Annotated in this window: 18 protein-coding genes and 1 tRNA gene; 12 read left to right on the top strand and 7 right to left on the bottom strand. The window is 41.6% G+C overall.

From position 1 onward, the window contains the following. Positions 1-86 precede the first annotated feature (86 nt). Both ACA086_RS09725 and ACA086_RS09720 read left to right on the top strand, forming a co-directional pair. A complete protein-coding gene (locus tag ACA086_RS09725; RefSeq protein ID WP_371003104.1) occupies positions 87-2,915 on the top strand; it encodes a M16 family metallopeptidase in 2,829 nt (942 codons plus the stop codon). A 158-nt stretch (positions 2,916-3,073) separates the two neighbouring features. Beyond that, positions 3,074-3,148: transfer RNA gene (locus tag ACA086_RS09720), tRNA-Val, on the top strand. Positions 3,149-3,447: 299 nt separating this feature from the next. Here the strand turns inward: ACA086_RS09720 and ACA086_RS09715 are convergent. The 4 genes from ACA086_RS09715 to gldJ all read right to left on the bottom strand — a co-directional run bounded on the left by ACA086_RS09715 (position 3,448) and on the right by gldJ (position 8,088). After that, positions 3,448-4,236 carry a dienelactone hydrolase family protein gene (locus tag ACA086_RS09715; protein ID WP_371003103.1) on the bottom strand — a complete coding sequence of 263 codons (789 nt, stop codon included), beginning with the start codon at positions 4,234-4,236 and terminating at the stop codon, positions 3,448-3,450. Between the two features lie 37 nt (positions 4,237-4,273). Next, positions 4,274-5,548: a UDP-N-acetylmuramoyl-tripeptide--D-alanyl-D-alanine ligase gene (gene murF / locus ACA086_RS09710; RefSeq protein ID WP_371003102.1), complete on the bottom strand. Its 1,275-nt coding sequence runs from the start codon at positions 5,546-5,548 to the stop codon at positions 4,274-4,276. A gap of 173 nt (positions 5,549-5,721) precedes the next feature. Next, positions 5,722-5,880, bottom strand: coding sequence for a DUF6747 family protein (locus ACA086_RS09705; protein WP_371003119.1), 159 nt, complete (start codon positions 5,878-5,880; stop codon positions 5,722-5,724). Positions 5,881-6,420: 540 nt separating this feature from the next. After that, positions 6,421-8,088, bottom strand: a complete 1,668-nt coding sequence (gene gldJ / locus ACA086_RS09700; protein WP_371003101.1) for a gliding motility lipoprotein GldJ — start codon at positions 8,086-8,088, stop codon at positions 6,421-6,423. A gap of 588 nt (positions 8,089-8,676) precedes the next feature. On the opposite strand from gldJ, the gene porV reads away from it, so the two are divergent. The 9 genes from porV (at position 8,677) to ACA086_RS09655 (ending at position 18,245) form a co-directional block, all read left to right on the top strand. Continuing rightward, positions 8,677-9,822, top strand: a complete 1,146-nt coding sequence (porV, locus tag ACA086_RS09695; protein WP_371003100.1) for a type IX secretion system outer membrane channel protein PorV — start codon at positions 8,677-8,679, stop codon at positions 9,820-9,822. Positions 9,823-9,900: 78 nt separating this feature from the next. After that, the gene (gene cdd, locus ACA086_RS09690; protein WP_371003099.1) at positions 9,901-10,386 is read left to right on the top strand and encodes a cytidine deaminase; all 486 of its coding nucleotides are present in this window, start codon (positions 9,901-9,903) and stop codon (positions 10,384-10,386) included. Between the two features lie 175 nt (positions 10,387-10,561). Beyond that, the gene (gene pdhA / locus ACA086_RS09685) at positions 10,562-11,560 is read left to right on the top strand and encodes a pyruvate dehydrogenase (acetyl-transferring) E1 component subunit alpha (protein WP_369749127.1); all 999 of its coding nucleotides are present in this window, start codon (positions 10,562-10,564) and stop codon (positions 11,558-11,560) included. Positions 11,561-11,564: 4 nt separating this feature from the next. After that, positions 11,565-13,223, top strand: coding sequence for a pyruvate dehydrogenase complex dihydrolipoamide acetyltransferase (locus ACA086_RS09680; RefSeq protein WP_371003098.1), 1,659 nt, complete (start codon positions 11,565-11,567; stop codon positions 13,221-13,223). An 85-nt stretch (positions 13,224-13,308) separates the two neighbouring features. Continuing rightward, positions 13,309-14,259, top strand: coding sequence for a M28 family peptidase (locus ACA086_RS09675; protein WP_371003097.1), 951 nt, complete (start codon positions 13,309-13,311; stop codon positions 14,257-14,259). Continuing rightward, complete coding sequence (locus tag ACA086_RS09670) at positions 14,259-14,939, top strand: SDR family NAD(P)-dependent oxidoreductase (RefSeq protein WP_371003096.1); 681 nt, start codon at positions 14,259-14,261, stop codon at positions 14,937-14,939. Before ACA086_RS09675 ends, ACA086_RS09670 begins: the two co-directional genes overlap by 1 nt. Before the next feature lie 150 nt (positions 14,940-15,089). Continuing rightward, positions 15,090-15,704 (top strand): SprT-like domain-containing protein, encoded by a 615-nt coding sequence (locus tag ACA086_RS09665; protein ID WP_371003095.1) that lies wholly within the window; start codon positions 15,090-15,092, stop codon positions 15,702-15,704. Then, a complete protein-coding gene (locus tag ACA086_RS09660; protein ID WP_369749122.1) occupies positions 15,694-16,776 on the top strand; it encodes a mannose-1-phosphate guanylyltransferase in 1,083 nt (360 codons plus the stop codon). Before ACA086_RS09665 ends, ACA086_RS09660 begins: the two co-directional genes overlap by 11 nt. Before the next feature lie 14 nt (positions 16,777-16,790). Beyond that, entirely contained in the window at positions 16,791-18,245 is a 1,455-nt protein-coding gene (locus tag ACA086_RS09655) for a DUF389 domain-containing protein (protein ID WP_371003093.1), read from the top strand. Here the strand turns inward: ACA086_RS09655 and ACA086_RS09650 are convergent. Next, on the bottom strand, positions 18,242-19,009 hold the full coding sequence (locus ACA086_RS09650) for an ABC transporter ATP-binding protein (protein ID WP_371003092.1): 768 nt from the start codon (positions 19,007-19,009) through the stop codon (positions 18,242-18,244). The genes ACA086_RS09655 and ACA086_RS09650 overlap by 4 nt on opposite strands. Further along, positions 19,009-19,746 carry an MlaE family ABC transporter permease gene (locus ACA086_RS09645; RefSeq protein ID WP_369749119.1) on the bottom strand — a complete coding sequence of 246 codons (738 nt, stop codon included), beginning with the start codon at positions 19,744-19,746 and terminating at the stop codon, positions 19,009-19,011. The genes ACA086_RS09650 and ACA086_RS09645 overlap by 1 nt, the downstream gene beginning before the upstream one ends. Before the next feature lie 109 nt (positions 19,747-19,855). On the opposite strand from ACA086_RS09645, the gene pafA reads away from it, so the two are divergent. After that, a complete protein-coding gene (gene pafA, locus ACA086_RS09640; RefSeq protein WP_371003090.1) occupies positions 19,856-21,511 on the top strand; it encodes an alkaline phosphatase PafA in 1,656 nt (551 codons plus the stop codon). Here pafA and ACA086_RS09635 read toward each other — a convergent pair. Then, the gene (locus tag ACA086_RS09635; protein ID WP_371003089.1) at positions 21,503-22,372 is read right to left on the bottom strand and encodes a glycosyltransferase family 2 protein; all 870 of its coding nucleotides are present in this window, start codon (positions 22,370-22,372) and stop codon (positions 21,503-21,505) included. The genes pafA and ACA086_RS09635 overlap by 9 nt on opposite strands. Positions 22,373-22,383 lie beyond the last annotated feature (11 nt).

Here is a 22,383-nt window from a genome sequence, read left to right as displayed (position 1 = left end):
ACCCTGAAGGGATTATAATATTTTTCTTACAAGTATTAGTTCCCTATCTTTTCTGCTCAATTTATAACCCATATTAAATTTTACGCATGAAAAAATTAATTTCTCTTGTTGTTTTTGCCTTTATCGGACTAACATCACTTCTCGCTCAGACCGATGGTATTAAGACCAGTGCAATTCCGGATGATGCTATTCCTGTCGATTCTGAAGTAAAGGTCGGAAAGTTGTCAAATGGTTTAACATATTATATTCGGAATAATGGTAAACCTGAGGATAAGGTGGAATTACGTCTGGTGGTCGATGCCGGTTCTATAATGGAAACAGAACGCCAACTTGGTCTTGCACACTTTATGGAACATATGAATTTTAATGGAACCAAAAACTTCAAAAAGAATGATTTGGTAGACTACCTTCAGAGTATTGGAGTAAAATTTGGTGCAGATTTAAATGCTTATACGAGTTTTGACGAGACGGTTTACATTCTGCCTATCCCAAGTGATGACCCGGAAAAGTTAGAACAGGGATTTCAAATCCTGGAAGACTGGGCGCATAACACTACCTTGTCTGAAGAAGCAATAGATGGAGAAAGAGGAGTTGTACTTGAAGAATTGCGATTACGCCTTGGGGCTCAGGAACGAATGCAAAAAGTTACACTTCCAAAAATTATGTACGGTTCAAAATATGCAGACCGACTTCCCATTGGGACCAAAGAAAATCTTGAAAATTTCACTTATGAGGATGTTAGAAATTATTATAATACCTGGTATCGCCCTGATTTAATGGCAGTCATCGCAGTAGGGGATTTAGATGTGGCTACCATGGAATCCAAGATCAAAGAACATTTTTCAAAAATTGATTCACAAAAAAATCCCACTGAACGCGAATCGTATGAGTTGCCAAATCACAAAGAAACACTGATTGCGATTGCTTCCGATAAAGAAGCTGCTTTCAGTAGTGTGCAGGTAATTTATAAAGATCCATTTCCTGCTCCCCGGATAACTACTGTAGGTGATTATCGTGAAAGGTTGGTTAAAAATCTCTTCTCAACCCTTATCAATAATCGATTGGATGAAATCCGCAATAGTGCGAATCCGCCATTTGTTTTTGCATACTCTTATTACGGAGGCACTTTCGCAAGAACAAAGAATGCGTACCAGTCTTTTGCACAAACTAGTCCTGAAGGGCAGATGGACGGACTTAAAGCAATTTTAGAAGAGAATGAAAGGGTAAAACGATTTGGATTTCAATCGGGGGAATTTGAACGGGCTAAAAAAAGCCTGTTAGCTCGACTTGAAAAACAATATAATGACCGCGATAAATTAGAGAGCAACCGTATGGTCAATGAATACATCTATAATTATTTGAGAAATGAACCAATCCCGGGAATTGCCTGGGAATTTGAAATGACAAAACGCCTGTTACCTACTATCAAACTGGAAGAGGTGGGAGTTCTTATCAATGATTTCCTGCATGACGATAACCGAGTAATTGTAATGACCGGACCGGAAAAAGAAGGCCTCAATCAGATTAAAGAAGAAGAGGTAACAACACTATTAGAGATGATCAAAACCTCCGACATTTCGGCATATCAGGATGAAGAGGTAAGGGCTGACCTTATTGAGAAAAAGCCCATTCCCGGGACTATTTTAAAGACAGAGGCAAATCCGGAATTGGGACTGACTACACTTACTTTGAGTAATGGAGCGAAGATAACTTATAAGGTAACAGATTTTAAAAATGATGAAGTGCTCTTTAGAGCATTTAGTCCTGGTGGTACCAGCTTGTATTCTGACGAGGAACTCAAGGCAACAGCTTTTGCAAATAACGGACTTTCAGAAGCAGGGATAGGAGGATTGTCCTTGACTGATTTGAGTAAGTTTATGAGTGGTAAAATAGTGAGAGTTTCACCTGGCATAAGTTCTTTTAGTGAAAATTTTAACGGCTCGGCAGCTCCAAAAGACCTGGAAATTTTATTCCAAATGGTTCACCTCTATTTTACTTCACTAAATAAGGATCAGGAAGCCTTCAATTCATTTATTACCAAGCAAAAAAGTTTTCTCGGTAATTTGATGGCCAATCCTCAATTTTACTTCCAGGATCAATTAGGTCAGATTAGAAATGAGGGTAATCCCAGATACACTGGATTCCCAACGATAGAAAAAATGGAATCAGCTGATTACGACCTTGCTTATAGTAAATATCAGGAAAGATTTGCAGACGCAGGTGATTTTCACTTTTACTTTGTGGGAAACATCGATGAGTCAAAATTAAAGGAATATGCCACATCCTATCTTGCTTCACTTCCAGGAAAGAATAGTAATGAGGAGTATATCCCCACAAAATTCAGAAGAAAAGATACATTTCAAAAACACGTGATTAACAGGGGCAGTGACCCAAAAAGCAATGTTAGTATTATATGGGAAGAGGTAATTCCCTATGATAAGGATACTGAAATGGCAGTCAAGGCACTGGGAGAATTATTGACAATAAAACTTGTAGAAAAGTTACGCGAAGAAGAAGGTGGGGTTTATGGGGTAGGTGCCAGAGGCAATTTATCTAAAATTTCTTATTCTAACCTAACATTTAGTATTTCCTTTCCCTGTGGGCCAGAAAACGTTGATAAATTGATCGACGCTGCATTAGGGGAAGTAGAAAAGATTAAAACAGAAGGAGTTAAGCCTGAAGATATGGCTAAAGTGAAAGAGACTTATATGGTGAAGCATAAAGAAGATATGAAGACCAATAGATTTTGGATTGGAAATTTGGTCAAAGCAGATCAGGAAGATCGCGATCTGGAGGGAATGATGCAACTTGAGGTTAATCTCGATCAATTAACGGCTAAGGATCTGCAGACTGTTGCACAAAAATATTTAGATGAAAATTACTTTCTCGGTATTTTAATGCCTGAGTCTGAATAGACTTTACGAGGAGGCTAATTCAATAATTTGTATAGTTAAGAGTAGACAATTTAATTCTGCATCCGTAAAATCATAAATATAATTTGATTTCGGTCTGTCTTCTTACGCAAAATATTTCCGATATTGCAGACCCGTTTAAACGGACCAATAATAGCTGCGGAGTGTTAGCTCAGTTGGTTTAGAGCACCGCCTTGACAGGGCGGGGGTCGTTGGTTCGAATCCAATACACTCCACATCAAGCACTAAATCCATCCGCATTTGCGGATGGATTTTTATTTTCCCGAAACAGCATATACTCGTATGATGATGTGAAGGGAAAATAAAAAACCTTCGGCGACTGAAGTCGCCGGGATTTAGTATTTGCATCAGCGGACTGGCTTTGGATCATGAGCGTTCCTGCCATGAGGCAGGCGAAGCGAATAATCCTTCACCGGAGGTAGTTTGAGATTTTGGTGGGAAATGCAAAAATAACTGCGCCTATGGCGCAGGATTTTCTACAGTGCCTGCGGCAGGCAGGAATGCATCTGCCGAATTAAGGCCAAGCCTCGTTCTCTAACCAGGCAGCCGCCTCTAAAAGGTAGGGCAAGTATAGGCAGGCCTCCTGATGAGATCGTCCTTCTGCTGTAATGACGGTGATGGATGATCCCATATCCCTGCTGTCCTGGACGGCCTGAAGGGCGAGATCATAGGGGTAAAGTTCGTCTTCAGTACCGTGAATGACACAAACTGGAATATTGATTTTCTCATCCCCGAAATAAGCCCCTGCCATCGGGATGGCAGCACTAAAATAATTGTCGTAACTCAAACTGTAATTCCAGGTTCCTGTTCCCCCCAGACTGTATCCGGTAACCGCCATTTTAGAGGTGTCAATCGGCCATTTTTGTCTTGCCAGATCCAGAAAAGCCAGAATCCTTTCTCTGGTCTCTTCCTCAAACCAATTCTCACCGAAACCAATTCTTGGGGAAAATATGATGTACCGTTTCTCTTTAAAAGCGGGTTCCACCAGACATCGCATAGACTCGATGTAACTGTCGTAATTACCAGACCAGTGTAGATTTAGAAGAAAGGGTACTTTTTCACCGTTTTCAAGATCGGGTACAGAGATACGATACTGCCAAACCGAACCATCGGCAAGTTTAATTTCCTCATTGCGTTCTCCCGCAACAAGTGAAATTTTTTCAAATTCTTCAAGGGTCGGAATGGAGTCCTTTTCCGCATCATCTTTATTACATCCTACGAAAAGAAATAGTATTAATACTACCTTTAATACTCGACCTACTTCTGACAAGCCCAATTGATTCGTTTTCGATCCAGGTTTCATGCAGTGCTGATTTAATCTTTTCCGTTTAATTTACTTTTTAAAGTAAATCTAGTATTCTCTCCAGGGCCATACCCCGGGATCCTTTAATCAAAACGGCACCATTTTCCAGGGGGTGTTTTCTTAAAAAGGTTGAAAAATCCTCAAATGATCTGAAGGTTTTGCCATTGGTATGTGTACCGGAAAAATTTTCTCCGACAAAATACCTGTTATCAAAGGACAAGCGTTCTGTCAGATTTGCAATAGCCTGATGTTCCCTGGCGGCATCATCTCCAAGTTCAAACATATCTCCCAGGAGTACAGTTTTTGGCCTTGAAGTGGTTCTGTCGAAGGCCTCAAGTGCTGCTTCCATACTGGTTGGATTTGCATTGTAAGCATCAAGGTAGATCACCAGGTCATTTTTCTTTATGATTTGAGAACGGTTATTCTCAGGCTCATAAGCTTCTATTCCCTTTTTAATTTTAGTCATGGGAACCTTAAAATACAAACCGATAAGAATCGCTATGGCAGCATTTGGAAAATTGTAGCCCCCTGGCAACTTTGTCTTTATTTTCGAGCCCTGTGTTTTAAGTCGAACAAAGGGATCTGCCCCCAGGAATATGATCTGATGGTCGGATGTTTTGGTCCGACTAAAACCTGTTTTATCCCCATAAGTTTCAAGTTTTTCTCTTTGTATGGGATCATCGGCATTCCAGAAAATATGAGCTTTTCGGGACATCAGATTCTGGTAGAGCTCACTCTTACCTTTAATAACTCCTTCAACACCTCCAAAACCTTCCAGGTGAGCTTTTCCGAAGTTGGTGATATAGCCGTAATCGGGAAGTGCGAGTTGACATAAGAACTCGATCTCTTTCTGATGGTTGGCCCCCATTTCAACTACAGCCATCTCGGTATCTCCTTTAATAGAGAGTAGGGTTAAAGGGACGCCGATATGATTGTTGAGATTTCCAACGGTGGCAATGGTATTGAATTTTTGCGAGAGGACTGCTGAAATAAGCTCTTTGGTTGTCGTTTTTCCATTACTTCCCGTAAGGGCAATTATTGTTGCCTCAGACTGGTTCCGATGATATGTACCTAAGCGCTGTAAGGTAGTCAGAACATCATCTACGAGAATACACCTTTCGTTCTGGACATATTCTTCTTCGTCAATAACGGCATAGGCTGCTCCTTCCTGTAATGCTTTTGCTGCAAAGGAGTTTCCATTGAAATTGGGTCCTTTAAGGGCAAAGAAGAGTCCACCTTTTTTAATCTTTCTCGAATCCGTTGATACTTCGGAATGCTTAAGAAATAGTTTGTGTAAAACCTCAATTGTCATGGTCTAAAGATAAAAAAAGCCCCGACTATTACATCGAGGCTTGCCCATTACTTACTGCTAATTAAACTAATCGAAATTTACTATGGTATTTTCAAAATGTTTTATTGTAATTGAAAAAAAAATAGCGCCCATTTCCCCCCGGGCACTATTTTATACATCCCTTGCCTTGATCCCTAATCAAATGCAAAACCTGTGGATGCCCTAAATATGAAAGCAAAAACAACTATTAAATAACTGGCTAAAAATAACCAGGATAAGATTTTTAAATAAGATTTAGCGAAATAACTGCTAATACTCTTAAATGCCTCCAGGTAAAGTACCTTCACTAACATTACATTTTTCATAACTGCTAAGATTTGGGTTCTTATATCTTTTTAATTCTGTTGAGTCATTCAATTACTTGCTAATACTAAAAGCCTTATTGCGATGGCCCGGTATAAGAAGGAATATTCTTACAAAATAGTATTATAAATCGACGAAATACATAAAATATCGATGAAATACATTTAAAATAGTATATCATATACAAAAATGTTGAATTTTAAGAAAGGTAGACTATCAAAAAAAGGATGATTCAAAGAGGTTGAGTGCTACTATTTACAATATAGTCATATTGATTATTCAAGTAATAACTAAAAGTGTCCTTTAATTACATAGGAGGGATCCATATCCCGGGTACAATATTGGAGAGTAAGTTTGTTAGCGCTTATCGGAGTAAAACAAACTCGTTGTATCTACTGCCCGGGCGGTTTAGGCTATTATTAGTAACCAGATATGCATAGTTATTAGTGCATGGTTGGGGTGTCATAAATAAAAAAAGCCCCGGCAGGATTATTGCCAGGGCTTTTGTACTGTATGTATATTCTATTTTTCTATTTCGCTTTCTTACCGCGTACGGTTTTGTTTTTGGTTTTAGCCTTTGAACCTACACGAGACATAGCACATCGGAATCCGATATAATCCGTTGCCATATACTGTGGCAGGAATCTTCGCTGAGCAGGATCTAACCAGTATGCGCGATCTCGCCAGGATCCTCCCTTGTATACACGAACTTCATCGTTGATAAGGGTAGTCCTCTCGTTACTGGTATCATAACCTCTGACAATGTTTCCTGTAGAATCCCTTTCCACTTTATGCTTTGGGGAATCGTACATTTTGCGTTGATTTTCCTGATCTTCCTCATCGCTAAATCTATTGAAAAATCTTGTAGAACCCGGATCACCATCCCTGTAACCCCTGTTATCACTTTTTGAAAAGTTGGTTCTGAGATAGGTTTCTTCCTCATCAACAGGCACCATCAGAATTTCACCTGGTAGATTAACGGCTACAACTTTACCATTTGGCAGAGTGTCATACACGATGCTGTCCCTAAGGATTTCTACTTTTCCGTCTTCGCCAATAGCGGTTTTGGAATAAATATTTCCCCGGTAATAATTAAAGTCACTTATTTCATCATCTACAATAGGTCGGTATACATCCGCTACCCACTCGGCAACGTTCCCTGCCATATCGTATAATCCAAGGTCATTGGGTTTATAAGACTTCACTTCAGCAGTAATATCTGCACCATCATCAGACCATCCGGCAATTCCGCCGTAATCTCCTTTTCCCTGCTTGAAGTTAGCGAGCTGATCACCCCTTCCGACTCTTTGACCGTTTCGGGTATACTCCCCTTCCCAGGGATATTTTTTCCTTCCTCTGTAATTATTGTACTCCCTGCTTCCCTGTAAGGCAGCAGCTGCGTATTCCCATTCCGTTTCGGTGGGAAGACGATATTCCGGACTTATTATTCCGCTACTTCGCTTCGCAAAAGTAGAGACAGAATCTTTTTTCTTATTTCCCTGAAGGGAATCGATCTGACCATTATAAACAGACTCTGGTCTATTCAGGTATGCCTCGGTACTAAATGTACCTGCAACTTCACCGGTTACGGCCTGATATTTTGCATCTTTGGCAAGAAATCCTTCCCGCTCAAGAACCGCTTCATTGACACGGTCGGTTCGCCATTCGGCGAACTGAGTGGCCTGTATCCAGTTTACACCTACAACAGGATATTCTGCATAGGCAGGGTGACGCAGGTAGTTATTGGTCATCGTCTCATTGAAACCCAATCGGTTACGCCATACCAGGGTATCCGGAAGGGCACCTTTATAGATATTAGCATATTTTGGGTTTTCAGGGGGGTATACACTTTTAAGATAGTCGAGGTACTCCAGGTACATAACATTGGTTACCTCGGTTTCATCCATATAAAATGACTGAACGTGTTGTTGTGTAGGGGTGTTATTCCAGTCGTGCATCACATCATCCTGGACTTTTCCTTTGGTGAAGGTTCCCCCTTCAATAAAGACAAGTCCGGGTGCTGTTTCCTGCTCTTTAAAATCTGAGTTGTATTGAAAACCTCCTTCTTTGGCATTGATCTTCCAGCCTGTGGCCCTGGATACATTTTTAGAACTAGAAGATTTTTTACAGCTGGTTACTGTAAATCCTGCTACTAGTACGGTGCAAGAGAGTACAACTTTGATAAATTGTTTTTTCATCTGTTGATCTTTGATTTAATAGTTTTTCAGATTCGGGGAGAATGAACTTTGTGCCGATGAATGCGTTCTTTCGTCAGAATCTGTTCCTTTCAGGACTTCCTTTGCTTTAGTCTGTTCAACCTCTTGAAAAGACTCGGTTTAATGATTAAATTTTACTTTCGGCTACTTAAACGATGTTTTACTTATAATATTTTATTACTCGGTAATTTCTTAAGGCCTGATCACCGTATAATCTGGCCAACATTACAAATTCATAACGGAACAAATATCATTATAGTATGGAGCGCTGTTTTTCTTTCTTGTTTGATGTTAAAAAAATATTAGGTTCTGCGGGCTAAGGCTATATCTTGCGGATGCAAATCGACGAACAGCCTTTTGTTTTCCAAGGGAGAAGCGCAAATTAAGCAGGGTTTTGTACAAGATATTCTCAAATTGGCCGTTTACCAGATGTATAAATAATAAAATTCTGTAGTGAACCTGAGGGTAAAGTAATAAACGGTAAGGACAATTGTCTTATTATCCCACGGCCGTTTTACCATTTCAATGCAGGTTCAGGAAAATATATTAGTTCATTTAAGTGTGAAAAATATGAGAAAATTAACGGGATTGATTCTTTTATTATGTGCTGGTAACCTTCTGGCCCAACAAGAAAGGGTAATCACAACGGCTGTTCCTTTTTTGACTATTGCCGCTGATGCACGTGCTGCGGGGATGGGAGATATGGGTGTTGCTACATCTACAGATGCCTTTTCCCAGCAATGGAACCCTGCAAAATTTGCTTTTGCAGAACGAAAAATGGGAATAGGTGTAAGTTATACACCCTATCTGGAAAGTATTATTACAGATATTTCCTTGTTGAATGGTAGTTTCTACAACAAAATCAATGATAGAAGTGCTTTTGCGTTTAGTCTGCGCTATTTTACCCTTGGTGAAATTGAATTAAGACAATTTGCCAATGATCCGGGGACACTGGCCAAACCCAACGAGCTTGCCCTTGATGGTTCGTATTCTCTGAAATTGAGCGAACAATTTTCCATGGCTGTTGCAGGTCGGTTTATACGATCCAACCTGAGATTACCGGAGATCAGTAATGTTGATTCTCAGGCCGCCAGCTCCTTTGCCGTAGACGTAGCCGGTTACTTTAGATCAAACGAAATTGCATTTTCCAATTTTAACGGAAGATGGAGAGCTGGATTTAATATCTCCAATCTCGGTGGAAAAATACAATACGATGAGGGAGGACAGGAAAACTTTTTACCTACCAACCTGAGATTTGGTGGTGGATTCGATTTTATCCTGGACGAGGACAATGTTCTCGCCATTACTACGGAGTTTAACAAATTGCTGGTTCCTACTCCCCGCGATTTTGACGGCGATGGGGATGTCGATTCTGAGGACAATGATCAATATCAGCAGATAGGTTTTCTTAAAGGGGTTTTTGAATCCTTTGGTGATGCCCCCGATGGAATGAGCGAAGAATTTCAGGAGATAACCTGGGCGCTGGGCGCAGAGTATTCCTTTCAGCAGTCCTTTATGGTACGTACAGGGTATTTTAACGAAAGTGAGAATAAAGGTTCTAGAAAATTCTTTTCCCTGGGTGCCGGATTTAAATTCAAGGCAGCACAAATAGATCTGTCATATCTGTTCTCTTCTTCACAGGTGAGAAATCCGCTTGAAAATACGTTGCGTTTTTCACTGACCTTCAACCTGGGTGAAGAATTCATCAACAATTAAACGATATTACTAAAAGATAAAACCTGCCTCTGAGCAGGTTTTTTTATTTTCGGGTTTGGAGGAATCGTATATTTAGGTATGAAAAAACAAACCCATTCCTTTGATCTTACTATTTATCATTCCATCGCTGAACTATCAGCTGAAGATGCAGCTTTGATAGCACAGGCAAAAAGGGCAAGGGAGGATGCCTATGCACCTTACTCAGCTTTTAAAGTGGGAGCCGCAGTTTTACTTCAAAACGGACAAGTGGTCATCGGGAATAATCAGGAAAATGCCTCATTTCCCTCTGGCTTATGTGCCGAGCGCGTAGCTGTTTTTCAGGCGGGTGCACAATATCCCGACATTCCCATTCTGAAAGTAGCCATCGTCGCCGGATCGGTAAAAAACTCGTCCAGTAAGCCGGCTGCTCCATGTGGCAACTGCCGACAGTCTATTTTTGAATACGAAAAAAGATATGAACAGCCCATTGAATTGCTTTTGATGGGCACCAATGGAGAAGTGTATAAATGTTCTTCTATTAAAGATATCTTACCCCTGGCATTTGGTAGTGATTTCCTCGATTAATCAGAAGAGAAAGAAGAAGAAAAATCATTGATTTGATCGACGAATCAAGGCCCTGTAAGCTTTTTTCTCAATTCTTTTTCACTATGAATATAATGTGTATTTTTGTTTTTCTGTGAATATCTTGAAGAGAGAATACCAGCCGAAGGCACTGTCAACCGAATAAACTACAATTTAAATGAAAAAAATTACCAAAGAGGTCTATCTAAAGTGGTATGAGGACATGTTGTTTTGGCGCAAGTTTGAAGACAAACTCGCCGCAGTCTATATACAACAAAAAGTACGTGGGTTTCTTCACTTGTACAATGGACAGGAAGCCGTGTTAGCAGGTGCCTTGCACGCTATGGATCTTTCTAAGGACAGGATGATCACAGCCTACAGAAATCACGTCCAGCCTATTGGTATGGGAGTTGACCCAAAAAAGGTGATGGCAGAATTATACGGAAAGGTCACAGGGACTTCTAAAGGAATGGGTGGCTCAATGCATATATTTTCCAAGGAACATAGATTCTATGGTGGACACGGAATTGTAGGAGGACAAATCCCATTAGGTGCCGGATTGGCTTTTGCCGATAAGTACTTTAAAAGAGATGCAGTTACGCTTTGTTATATGGGAGATGGAGCGGTTAGGCAAGGGTCGCTGCACGAATCTTTCAACCTGGCCATGTTATGGAACTTACCCGTGGTGTTTATCTGTGAGAATAATGGATATGCTATGGGGACCTCAGTTGCGCGTACTTCCCATTCTACGGAAATTTGGAAACTGGGCCTTGGTTATGAAATGCCATGCGGACCTGTAGACGGAATGGACCCCGTTACTGTTGCAGAGGAAATGAGTAAGGCTATAGAACGGGCAAGGAGCGGTGGAGGACCCACTTTTCTCGAAATGAAGACCTACAGATACAGAGGTCATTCGATGTCAGATGCCCAGCACTACAGGACGAAAGAAGAAGTTGAAGAGTACAAGAAAATCGACCCAATTACTCAGGTTCTGGAAGTTATCAAGGACAAGAAATACGCAACAGAAGACGAAATAAAAGAGATAGACAGCAGGGTGAAAAACATGGTGAAGGAGTGCGAAAAATTCGCAGAAGAATCGGATTATCCTCCGACGAATCAACTTTACGACATGGTTTACGAGCAGGAAGACTATCCGTTTATTGAACACAAATCATAATTAAATGGCAGAGATCATAAACATGCCAAGGCTTAGCGATACCATGGAGGAAGGTACCGTAGCTAAATGGCTGAAGAAGGTGGGAGATAAGATTGAAGAAGGAGATATTCTCGCCGAAATCGAAACCGATAAAGCTACAATGGAGTTTGAGTCTTTTCACGAAGGCACGCTTCTCCATATAGGCATTGCTGAGGGAGATGGTGCTCCGGTTGATTCGCTACTTGCCATTATCGGGGAAGAAGGAGAAGATATTTCTGCCTTGCTCGATGGAGGGACTCAGGAATCGGAAGCTTCTGAAAAGGCTCTGGAAACTTCAGGCTCACCCTCAAGTCAGGACATGGCTAAAGAGTCCAACGCCCCGGCATCATCCGGCGAAATCCCCGAAGGGGTTGAGGTTGTAAAGATGCCCAGGTTAAGTGATACTATGGAAGAAGGAACCGTAGCTACCTGGTTAAAAAAAGTTGGAGATGATGTGGAGGAAGGTGATATCCTTGCGGAAATTGAGACGGATAAGGCTACCATGGAATTTGAGTCATTTTATTCCGGAACCCTTTTGTACATAGGAATTAAAGAAGGGGAGTCGGCCCCTGTTGATGATATTCTCGCGATTATCGGACCACAGGGTACCGATGTGGACACGGTCTTGAATCAGACAACTTCGGGCGCTCAGCCCGATGCTTCCGCACGTCAGGAAGTTGAAAAATCAGAATCCCAGAGTCAGGAAACAGACAGTGCAGAATCACCTACTCCAGCCGTAACCCAGGACGGACAACGAATATTCGTTTCTCCCCTGGCAAGAAAAATGGCTGAAGAAAAAGGTATCGATCTCAAGGCGGTAAAAGGAACTGGAGACCAGGGACGAATAGTAAAACGAGATATTGAGAATTTCAGCCCTGAGGCTGCGAAAACAGTAGCAACTCCTGCAGAGGTCAGTTCGCCTCAGGCAGCAGCTCAACAACCTGTCATTCTTCCCGTCGGAGAAGAAGGATCAGAGGAAACGAAGAATTCTCAGATGCGGAAGGTAATCGCTAAAAGACTAAGCGAATCGAAGTTTACCGCACCACATTACTACCTTACCATAGAAGTGGATATGGCAAATGCGGCTAAATCGAGAGCACATATCAATGAACTTCCTGATACCAAGGTCTCATTTAATGACCTTGTTGTGAAAGCATGTGCAATGGCCTTACAGAAACACCCACAGGTGAATACCAGCTGGAATGGAGATACAACACGTTACAACAAACACATTCACGTAGGTGTGGCAGTGGCTGTTGAAGACGGGCTCGTTGTACCTGTTCTGAAGTTTGCTGATCAGATGAGCCTAACACAGATCGGGGCGGCCGTTAAAGACCTGGCCGGAAGGGCACGTATAAAGAAATTAACTCCGGCCGAGATGGAAGGAAGTACCTTTACGGTTTCCAATCTTGGGATGTTCGGTATCCTCGAATTTACTTCTATTATCAATCAGCCTAACAGCGCTATTTTATCGGTAGGGGCTATTGTAGAAAAACCGGTGGTGAGAAATGGAGAAATTGTCGTGGGCAAAACAATGAAACTAACACTAGCCTGTGATCACAGAACAGTGGATGGGGCTACCGGAGCTCAATTTCTTCAGACTCTCAGGGTATATATGGAAAATCCCGTAACTATGCTGGCCTGATGAAGTTGGTCAACAATAAATGAACCGTAAAAAAAGCATTCAACTAAGGCCTGAATGCTTTTTTTATAAACCTAAATTAATATAAATGCACAGAATTTATTTCCTACTTTTTTTGGGCTTATTGCTAGGAGCATGCAAGACTACCAAAAAAACAGCAATCGATGTAGCTAATTTCTCTTCCTCCCTACAGATGGAAGCTCATATGAAGTATCTCGCTTCTGATGAATTAAAAGGGAGGGATACAGGCTCAGATGGTATAGAACTTGCTGCCGGTTTTATAATGGACTTTTTAAAAGCGCAGGACATTGAACCTTATTTCGAGTCCTACCAGGACACTTTGGACAATTATACTCCAGTGGCCTACAATATTGTTGGTGTTATCCCTGGAAATGATCCCGAATTAAGAAAGGAATTTGTACTAATCGGAGCTCACTACGATCACATTGGAATGGGCAAGGTTAAGCTGGGCGACTCCATAGCTAACGGAGCTAATGATAATGCAAGTGGTACTTCTACCGTGCTTGAACTGGCTAGGTACTTCGCCAAAGCGAAAACTAATAAACGAAGCCTTTTATTTGCATGGTTTACTGCAGAAGAGAAAGGCCTCAAAGGGTCAGATCATCTGGCTAAAAAAATGAAAGCTGAAGGAGTAGACCTCTATACCGTATTGAATTACGAGATGACCGGAGTTCCCATGGTGGGAAAGGACCACCTTGTATACGTCAGTGGGTACAACAGATCAAATATTGCCGAGATTAGCAATTCCTATGCAGGTGAAAAGGTCGTAGGATTTCTCCCTACTGCAGAGGAGTTTAATCTTTTTATGCGCTCAGATAACTATCCTTTTTACAAAGCCTTTCAGATCCCGGCCCACACTTTTGCGACCTTTGATTTTACAAATTTTGACCATTATCATCAAGTAGGGGACGAGGCAGATCTGATGGATTTTGCTCATATGGCCAGGGTGGTAAATAAAATGATTCCGGCCATTGAAGGGATAGTCAATGCACCGAACAAAGAAATAATTCTGAAGTAATGGCAAATGTAATTATTACTGGCTGCAGCCGAGGAATCGGGTACCAGTTGGCTCAATTGTTTACAGCCGCCGGACACGAGGTTCTGGCGTTATCCAGGAATGAAGAACCCATTAAAGATTTGAACATCAGTAACTTGCATTGCTTTTCATTTGATATTTCAAAAGAAGATTCCCTTGCAAATGTCAGCGATTTTATCAATAAACACTGGAAGGAGGTTGATATTCTAATCCATAACGCAGGCATGCTTGTGAACCAGCCGTTTTTGGAGACTACTACCGAAATGTTCGAGGAAGTATATAAAGTAAATGTATTTGGCGTTGCTGCGCTAACAAGGACGGTATTGCCATTTATGACTGCAGAGGGGCACGTGTTAACCATAAGTTCCATGGGAGGAGTTCAGGGAAGTGCTAAATTCCCGGGCCTGTCTGCCTATAGTTCCAGCAAAGGAGCTGTGATTACGCTAACTGAATTACTGGCAGAAGAGTTTAAAGAAACCGGCCCTTCATTTAATGTTCTGGCACTGGGTGCAGTTCAGACCGAGATGCTCGAAGAGGCATTTCCGGGATATCAGGCACCCCTCAACGCTACTGAGATGGCCGCTTATATAATGGACTTTGCACTAAACGGTCATTCCTACTACAATGGCAAACTCCTGCAGGTTAGTAATTCCACTCCCTGAGAAAAGGCATTTCAATACTATTTCTGGTGATAACGTTTGGTATGAATGTCATTACGGTTTACCAGATTGACTTTTATCATTGGGCTAAGTTTTCACTTTTAATTTTCCTTATAAAGAACAACTAATTTCAGAACCTTTATTTTTGTCATAATGGATTCTGTTTTACAAAAGTACTTGCCGGAGCATGCAGTAGGTCCCTGCTTTGAATTGATCAGGACGTATTCTGTAAATCTTAAAGTGGTAAATGAAAGGGTGACACGGCATGGAGATTACCGGTTGCTGCCCGATGGCAGTCATCAGATTACGGTAAATGCAAACCTTAACCCGTATCGTTTCCTTATTACATTGGTCCATGAGATAGCTCACCTGGTTGCGTTTGAAAACTATGGAAGACGGATTAAACCACATGGTAAAGAATGGAAATATTCTTTTCAGCAACTGATGCTTCCGTTTTTAAGGCCTCAGATTTTTCCGTCGACACTTCTGCCCCTTTTGGCGAATCATTTCCGGAATCCAAAGGCCAGTAGTACTACGGATGCTAATTTGTCTATAGCTTTGAAGCAATTTGATCCCCCGGGCGAAGAATCGTTATTATATGAGCTTCCTCCGGGCAGCATCTTTCGGATAAAAAATGGTCGTACCTTTAAAAAGGGTCCGCGAAAGATAAAAAGATATCAATGTATGGAAGTGAAATCAGGCCGTATGTACCTGTTTCAACCCAATGCTGAAGTAAGAATAGTTAATGAAAAAACTTATGAAAAATAAAAACTACTATGCCGTTTTAATGGCCGGGGGTGTCGGATCCCGATTTTGGCCTGTGAGTACTACGGAAAACCCAAAACAATTCCACGATATGCTGGGAACAGGGGATACCCTAATACAGCGAACGTTTAAACGCCTTAATACTTTTGTCCCGACGGAGAATATCTTAATTCTAACCAATGAAAGATACAACGATCTGGTGCTGGAGCAATTGCCACAGATCGAACCCGGACAAGTTGTTCTGGAACCTGCCATGCGAAATACAGCCCCCTGTATTCTCTACGCTGCGCTCAAGATCCAGAAAATGAACCCGGATGGGGTGATGATCGTTGCACCCAGTGATCACTGGATCGAAAATGAAGAAGCCTTTGCCATGGATGTAACACGATGTTTTCAGATCTGTGAAACTGAAGAAGCACTTTGTACACTGGGAATCAAACCTTCATTTCCCAATACAGGTTTTGGATATATCGAATACGATAAACAAAGTACGGATGATTTAAAGCCGGTAGCACAGTTCAGGGAAAAGCCAGACTACCAAACTGCAAAGTCTTTCCTTGAGCAGGGAAATTTTTTGTGGAATGCAGGTATTTTTATGTGGAGTGTAAAGACCATAATTAAGGCTTTTCAAAAATACCAGCCTGAACAGTACCAGCTTTTTGAAAAGGGGATTCCATCTTACAATACGGAAAAGGAAGGTGATTTTATCAGACAACACTATTCCCAAGCAGATAATGTCTCTATAGATTATGCAATCCTCGAACGGTCTGACACTATTTATGTACTGCCTGCTAGTTTTGATTGGAATGACCTTGGAACCTGGGGATCCCTCTATGATAAACTGGATAAAGACTCCAATGACAATGCGGTAGTAAATGGCAAATTACTCGAGATGGAATCCAGAGGGAACATGGTTCGTTTGCCCAAAGGTAAAATTGCTGTAATTGACGGCTTAGAAGACTTTATTATTGTAGATAAGGAAGATGTACTGTTGATTGTTCCCAAGGCAAAGGAACAGGATATAAAGGCAATTGTTTCAAAAACAAAGGCTACATTTGGTGAGCAATATACTTAAGGATAGACTCAATTATGAATACAGGGAATGATCCCAATAATGATAAGGATCTAGAGGGAGCTGAGGAAGTAAAAAGGGAGATCAAGGGTGCGCTTGGATCTACCAGACAATTCCTTAGAGAGCTTTTAGATATTCGGAAAAATACGGATAGGGAAAATACCAAAGAAGCCATTATCGCCGATATCCCCTTTAAAGGGCATACCGCCTGGATTCTGGTCTGTTCCATTTTTATTGCCTCCATTGGCTTAAATGCCAATTCAACTGCAGTAGTCATAGGGGCCATGCTTATTAGTCCGCTTATGGGGCCAATCCTGGGTATTGGCTTGTCTTTGGCCGTTAATGACATTGATACCCTTAAGCGCGCATTGCGAAATTTTACAGTGATGGTGGTTCTGAGTGTATTAACCGCCTATCTCTTTTTCGAGTTTTTTCCCCTTAGGGACGAATCATCAGAACTACTCGCCCGTACAAAACCGGATATCAGGGATGTACTGATTGCATTTTTTGGCGGACTGGCCCTTGTCATAGCCCGGGCAAAGAAAGGAACAGTTGCCAGTGTCATTTTTGGAGTAGCTATTGCCACTGCACTTATGCCACCCTTATGTACGGTCGGATTTGGCCTGGCTATCGGAAATTTTGCGTTCGCCGGAGGGGCGATGTATCTTTTTATGATCAATACGATCTTTATAGGCCTGGCGACTTTTCTCGTACTTAAGCTGCTGCGGTTTCCCATGGTGAAATATGCAAATTCTACAAAAAGGCGTTTTATTGCGCGAATTGCTTCTCTTGTGGCAATCCTGGTCATGATTCCCGCAGGTTTCACATTTTACAATGTATTTCAGGAATCCCGGTTTATGAATCAGGCTAATGATTTGATACACAATACAATTGACCTGTATCAATTTAAAAACAGAGGTCGGTTTATGAATAATCTTACCGAAATCGATTATAACCCCAATGGAATTTCTACCATTGAACTGGTTACTATGGGCGACGAATCCATTCCGGAAAATGTGATCGCCACCTGGGAAAACCAAATGGCATCATATTCCAAATTGCAGAATACAGAACTAAAAATTCTTCAGGGAGGACAGGATGATTCTGATCAGATGTTAAACTATGTCAATGAACTCTACGAAGCCAAAAAATCTGAGTTACTCAGCAAAGATGAGCGGATTAGACTCCTGGAACAGGAACTGACGGAGTTGAGTAGTTTTGCCAGGAAACAGATTCCCTTCACAGATATAAGCGCCGAAGCTCAAAGTCAGTACGACAATCTTGAAAAATTGTCTTTTTCCTATATGATCACCACCGATTTTAAGTCGCTCGACACCATTCCCGTATTTGAGGTAAAATGGAAAGAAGGTATTCGAATAGACCAGCTCAATGCAGATTTGAAGAAGTTAAACGAATGGTTAAAGATCAGGTTAAAAGACACAAAAGTGCAGGTTAAGGTAAGCCCGGATTAATTGCGCTCTTCAATATACATTTGCCTCACTTTTTTAAAGAGTTCTGAGGAGTAAACAAAATTTGTCACTGCAGCGTTATCGGTTTTAAAGATCTCCTTGTTAGAGCCTTCCCATTCTTTAAATCCGTCTTTCAGGAAAATAATTTTTTCTCCGATCTCCATTACCGAATTCATGTCGTGACTATTGATCACTGTAGTGATATCGTACTCCTGGGTAATTTCCTGGATGAGGTTATCAATTAAGATAGCCGTTTTAGGATCGAGACCCGAATTGGGTTCGTCACAAAACAGGTATTTTGGATTCATCACAATGGCCCTGGCAATGGCAACCCTTTTCTTCATTCCTCCAGAAATCTCTGAAGGGTATTTGTGATTGGCGTCGATAAGGTTCACTCTTTTAAGTACAAAGTTGACCCGGTCTAACATTTCGGATTTCGATTGTTTTGTAAACATATCCAACGGAAACATAACATTCCCTTCTACAGTCATGGAATCGAATAATGCACTTCCCTGAAAGACCATCCCCATTTCCTGCCTGAGATCACTTCGTTCCCTTGGCCCCAATTCTGAATAGATCCTGCCGTCATAACTAATGGTACCTTCATCGGGTGTGAAGAGACCCAGCAAACATTTGATAAATACCGTTTTCCCCGAACCACTCTGCCCGATAATCAGATTTGTCTTTCCTTTTTCAAAAGAAGTGCTGATCCCTTTCAGGACATGACTCTCGCCAAACGACTTGTGTAAATTGTGTACTTCTATCATCAGCCTAACAATAATTGAGTGAGGATATAATTCAAAATGATAATCACAACACTGGTCCAGACAAAAGCCGTGGTACTCGCTTTCCCAACCTCAAGGGCTCCTCCTTTCATAAAGTACCCGTGGTAGGATGGGACTGTCGCAATGATAAATGCAAACACAACCGATTTAATAAAGGAATAGGTGACATGAAAAGGGATAAAATCGAGTTGCAGACCTTCTACAAAATCGGCGCTGGAGCTAAAACCTCCAAAAACCCCTGCAATCCATCCCCCGAAGATTCCAATATACATCGCAATGGCCACTACGAAAGGATAAAAGAACATAGCTATGATCTTGGGAAATACCAGGTAGTTCAGGGAATTGACGCCCATGACTTCCAGCGCATCAATTTGTTCTGTAACCCGCATAGTCCCTATGCTTGAAGTAATATATGAACCCACTTTCCCGGCCATGATGATCGAGGTAAATGTAGGGGCAAATTCGAGGATCACGGACTGCCTGGTAGCAAACCCTATCAGATTACGAGGAATCAGAGGATTGCTGATGTTCAGGGCAGTTTGTATAGCGACAACCCCGCCGATAAAGAAGGAAATAAAAATGATAATTCCCATGGAACCGTAAATGAGCTCATCAATTTCCTTTAAGATCAAAGATTTCATGATGGGCCATTTGGTAGGTTTCCTGAAAACATCACGGATCATGATGGAATAACTACCAATAGAGGTTACATAATTCATTGGAGATGGTATGCTTATTGCTGTAAAAATAACAATATTAACGCTCTTATAACTCTGAATTAAAATTTATAGGGTTTATTTAATTATTTTTGAGAATACGCTTAATTCTATGAAAAAATATATCAGGTCAATGCTGGTTTTTGGCTCTTTGGTTATAATTCCAGCACTTCAAACAACTGCACAGGAAAACCAGAAACCTATTAAAACAACTCCCAAACTAGTTGTAGGGATTGTCGTAGATCAAATGAGATATGACTATCTCACTCGATTCTGGGATCACTATGGGGATGGGGGTTTTAAAAGGCTGGTCAATGAAGGTTTTAACTGCAAAAACAATCATTTTAATTACGCTCCAACCTCCACAGGTCCGGGCCATACCTCTATTTATACCGGAACAACACCTTCCACACACGGTATCATAGGAAATAATTGGTATGACAAAACCACAGACAAAATTGTGTATTGTGCTTCCGATGAAAATTATGTTTCTGTAGGGACCAGTGCAGGTACCGGAAAAATGTCTCCTCACAGGATGACTGTCTCTACGGTAACAGATGAATTGCGTTTGTTTACTCAAAAAAGAGGCAAGGTAATAGCCCTGGCGTTAAAAGACCGCGGAGCTGTGTTGCCTGGAGGACATATGGCCAATGCTGCTTATTGGTATAATGGCGGTGCAGAAGGGGATTGGATTAGTAGTTCATATTATATGGATGAGCTTCCAAGGTGGGTTAAGAATTTTAATTCCTCTGATGTCGTTGAAAAATACAAGAAACCCTGGACTACTCTAAAAAGTATCAGCACCTATCTGGAAAGTGGCGCGGATAATAATATGTATGAAGGAATGTTCGCTGGTGAAACCGCTCCTGTATTCCCACATGATCTGCCTGCAATATGGGAAAATAACGGTCAGTTTGATCTCCTTAGGGGAACCGCCTACGGAAATAGTCTGACTACTGATTTCGCTCTGGCAGCTATCGATGGGGAAGACCTTGGGAAGGATGCCATCCCTGATTTCCTTGCTGTTAGCTATTCAAGTACCGATTACGTAGGACATCAGTTCGGGGTGAACTCAAAGGAAGTTCAGGATACCTATCTCCGACTTGATCAGGATTTGGAAAGATTACTCGAGGTACTCGACAGAAAAGTGGGAGAAGGGGAATATCTTGTATTTCTCTCTTCGGATCACGGAGCAGTAGACGTTCCGGCCTATTTAAGAGATCAGAAAATACCCGCCGGATATATGGATTCCCAGGGAATGTCTGCCAAGTTTAAGGAGTTTATGTCTTACACCTACGGCGATGCCGATGTGATAAAAAACTACAGCAACGCCCAATTTTTCCTAGATCACGATGTGATCCGAAACCTCGATCTTGAGGTAAAAGATGTTCAATATAAGATCGGACAGGAATTATTAAGCTATGACGGGATAAGCAGGGTATTTACCGGGTATCAGATGGAGCATAACGAATATAATCACGGAATCCCTTACATCATCCAGAATGGATATAATCAGAAAAGGTCAGGGGATATTCTTCTCGTGCTGAATCCGGGGGTAGTTTATTATCCTGAAACAGGATCAACCCACGGTTCACCTTATCCTTATGACACCCATGTACCCTTGTTGTTTTTCGGTAAGGGAATCCCTCAGGGAAGTACGGTAGAAAGAACAGAGATAGATGATATTGCTCCAACCATCTCAGCCCTGCTTGGCATAGCATTTCCAAGCGGAACAACAGGGCAGCCCATAGAGGAAGTACTAGATTAACTTACGCAGGATTCGCTTCCAGCGAAGTTTTCTGATAAATTTGCCCTCCTCGGGGGTGACAATATACGGGACGGCATTTTTCCTGGCGTCCCGATATCCATGAAGGTTATCGCGGATGATTCTCAATTTTCCGTTTTTCAAGGCCATTTTTAGGGAGGCGATCATCGTTATTATGATTCCATATCGCATAAGGAACATCGCCTTACCCTGTGACCTTCTGGCCTTTATATTATAGGCGGCTCCAATAGGCCTTTGATGCTTTACCTTCAGGGAGTTAACCGCGGCCGTTCTGAAGCCGTGGTACTGTGCAAGAAGTTCGTCAACGGTATCCCATCCCATGGCCGTTCTGAGTCCGTTCATAGCCTGAAAACAACTATTAGAGTACGCTTTAAAAGCTCCTCTTATATGATCTTTGTCCATGGGGTGTTTTAAGATCCATTTCCCTTCGGGATTTTTTTCATAAGCGTATCCCCCTGCTATCCCTATATCCGGCGATGACCGGAAGACTTCCGAAACTGTTTCAAAATAGTTGGCTGGTAGAACTACATCCGCATCGAGTTTCACAAGAAAATCATAGTCCTTGTTAAGAAGTGAAAGTCCCTTATTGAAAGCAGCTACTACTTTGCTTCCGGGTAAATGCTCGTCTGAGGAATGATTGTTAACGCCTTTAAAAAATGGATATTTTGAAGAATACTCATCAATTATCTTAGCCGTGCCGTCGGTTGAATGATCGTTTACAATGACTACTTTTTTTGGCAATACAGTCTGACGCGCAACACTTTCCAATGCATCTGCCAGGAATTCTTCCTCGTTGTGTGCGGGAATGACAACATAATAAGAAAGAGCGTCTTGCGATGACATGGTGGGTTCCT

This window comes from Muriicola sp. E247, from assembly GCF_041358175.1.
Taxonomy (GTDB): domain Bacteria; phylum Bacteroidota; class Bacteroidia; order Flavobacteriales; family Flavobacteriaceae; genus Muriicola.
Note: the sequence above shows the minus strand (reverse complement) of the source record. Positions and strands in the feature narration are given on the sequence as shown.

Bases quoted from the DNA above. Each gene is read 5' to 3' on its own strand.
- ACA086_RS09725 (WP_371003104.1), top strand. From the start codon at position 87: ATGAAAAAATTAATTTCTCTTGTTGTTTTTGCCTTTATCGGACTAACA.
- ACA086_RS09715 (WP_371003103.1), bottom strand. From the start codon at position 4,236: ATGAAACCTGGATCGAAAACGAATCAATTGGGCTTGTCAGAAGTAGGT.
- murF (WP_371003102.1), bottom strand. From the start codon at position 5,548: ATGACAATTGAGGTTTTACACAAACTATTTCTTAAGCATTCCGAAGTA.
- ACA086_RS09705 (WP_371003119.1), bottom strand. From the start codon at position 5,880: ATGTTAGTGAAGGTACTTTACCTGGAGGCATTTAAGAGTATTAGCAGT.
- gldJ (WP_371003101.1), bottom strand. From the start codon at position 8,088: ATGAAAAAACAATTTATCAAAGTTGTACTCTCTTGCACCGTACTAGTA.
- porV (WP_371003100.1), top strand. From the start codon at position 8,677: ATGAGAAAATTAACGGGATTGATTCTTTTATTATGTGCTGGTAACCTT.
- cdd (WP_371003099.1), top strand. From the start codon at position 9,901: ATGAAAAAACAAACCCATTCCTTTGATCTTACTATTTATCATTCCATC.
- pdhA (WP_369749127.1), top strand. From the start codon at position 10,562: ATGAAAAAAATTACCAAAGAGGTCTATCTAAAGTGGTATGAGGACATG.
- ACA086_RS09680 (WP_371003098.1), top strand. From the start codon at position 11,565: ATGGCAGAGATCATAAACATGCCAAGGCTTAGCGATACCATGGAGGAA.
- ACA086_RS09675 (WP_371003097.1), top strand. From the start codon at position 13,309: ATGCACAGAATTTATTTCCTACTTTTTTTGGGCTTATTGCTAGGAGCA.
- ACA086_RS09670 (WP_371003096.1), top strand. From the start codon at position 14,259: ATGGCAAATGTAATTATTACTGGCTGCAGCCGAGGAATCGGGTACCAG.
- ACA086_RS09665 (WP_371003095.1), top strand. From the start codon at position 15,090: ATGGATTCTGTTTTACAAAAGTACTTGCCGGAGCATGCAGTAGGTCCC.
- ACA086_RS09660 (WP_369749122.1), top strand. From the start codon at position 15,694: ATGAAAAATAAAAACTACTATGCCGTTTTAATGGCCGGGGGTGTCGGA.
- ACA086_RS09655 (WP_371003093.1), top strand. From the start codon at position 16,791: ATGAATACAGGGAATGATCCCAATAATGATAAGGATCTAGAGGGAGCT.
- ACA086_RS09650 (WP_371003092.1), bottom strand. From the start codon at position 19,009: ATGATAGAAGTACACAATTTACACAAGTCGTTTGGCGAGAGTCATGTC.
- ACA086_RS09645 (WP_369749119.1), bottom strand. From the start codon at position 19,746: ATGAATTATGTAACCTCTATTGGTAGTTATTCCATCATGATCCGTGAT.
- pafA (WP_371003090.1), top strand. From the start codon at position 19,856: ATGAAAAAATATATCAGGTCAATGCTGGTTTTTGGCTCTTTGGTTATA.
- ACA086_RS09635 (WP_371003089.1), bottom strand. From the start codon at position 22,372: ATGTCATCGCAAGACGCTCTTTCTTATTATGTTGTCATTCCCGCACAC.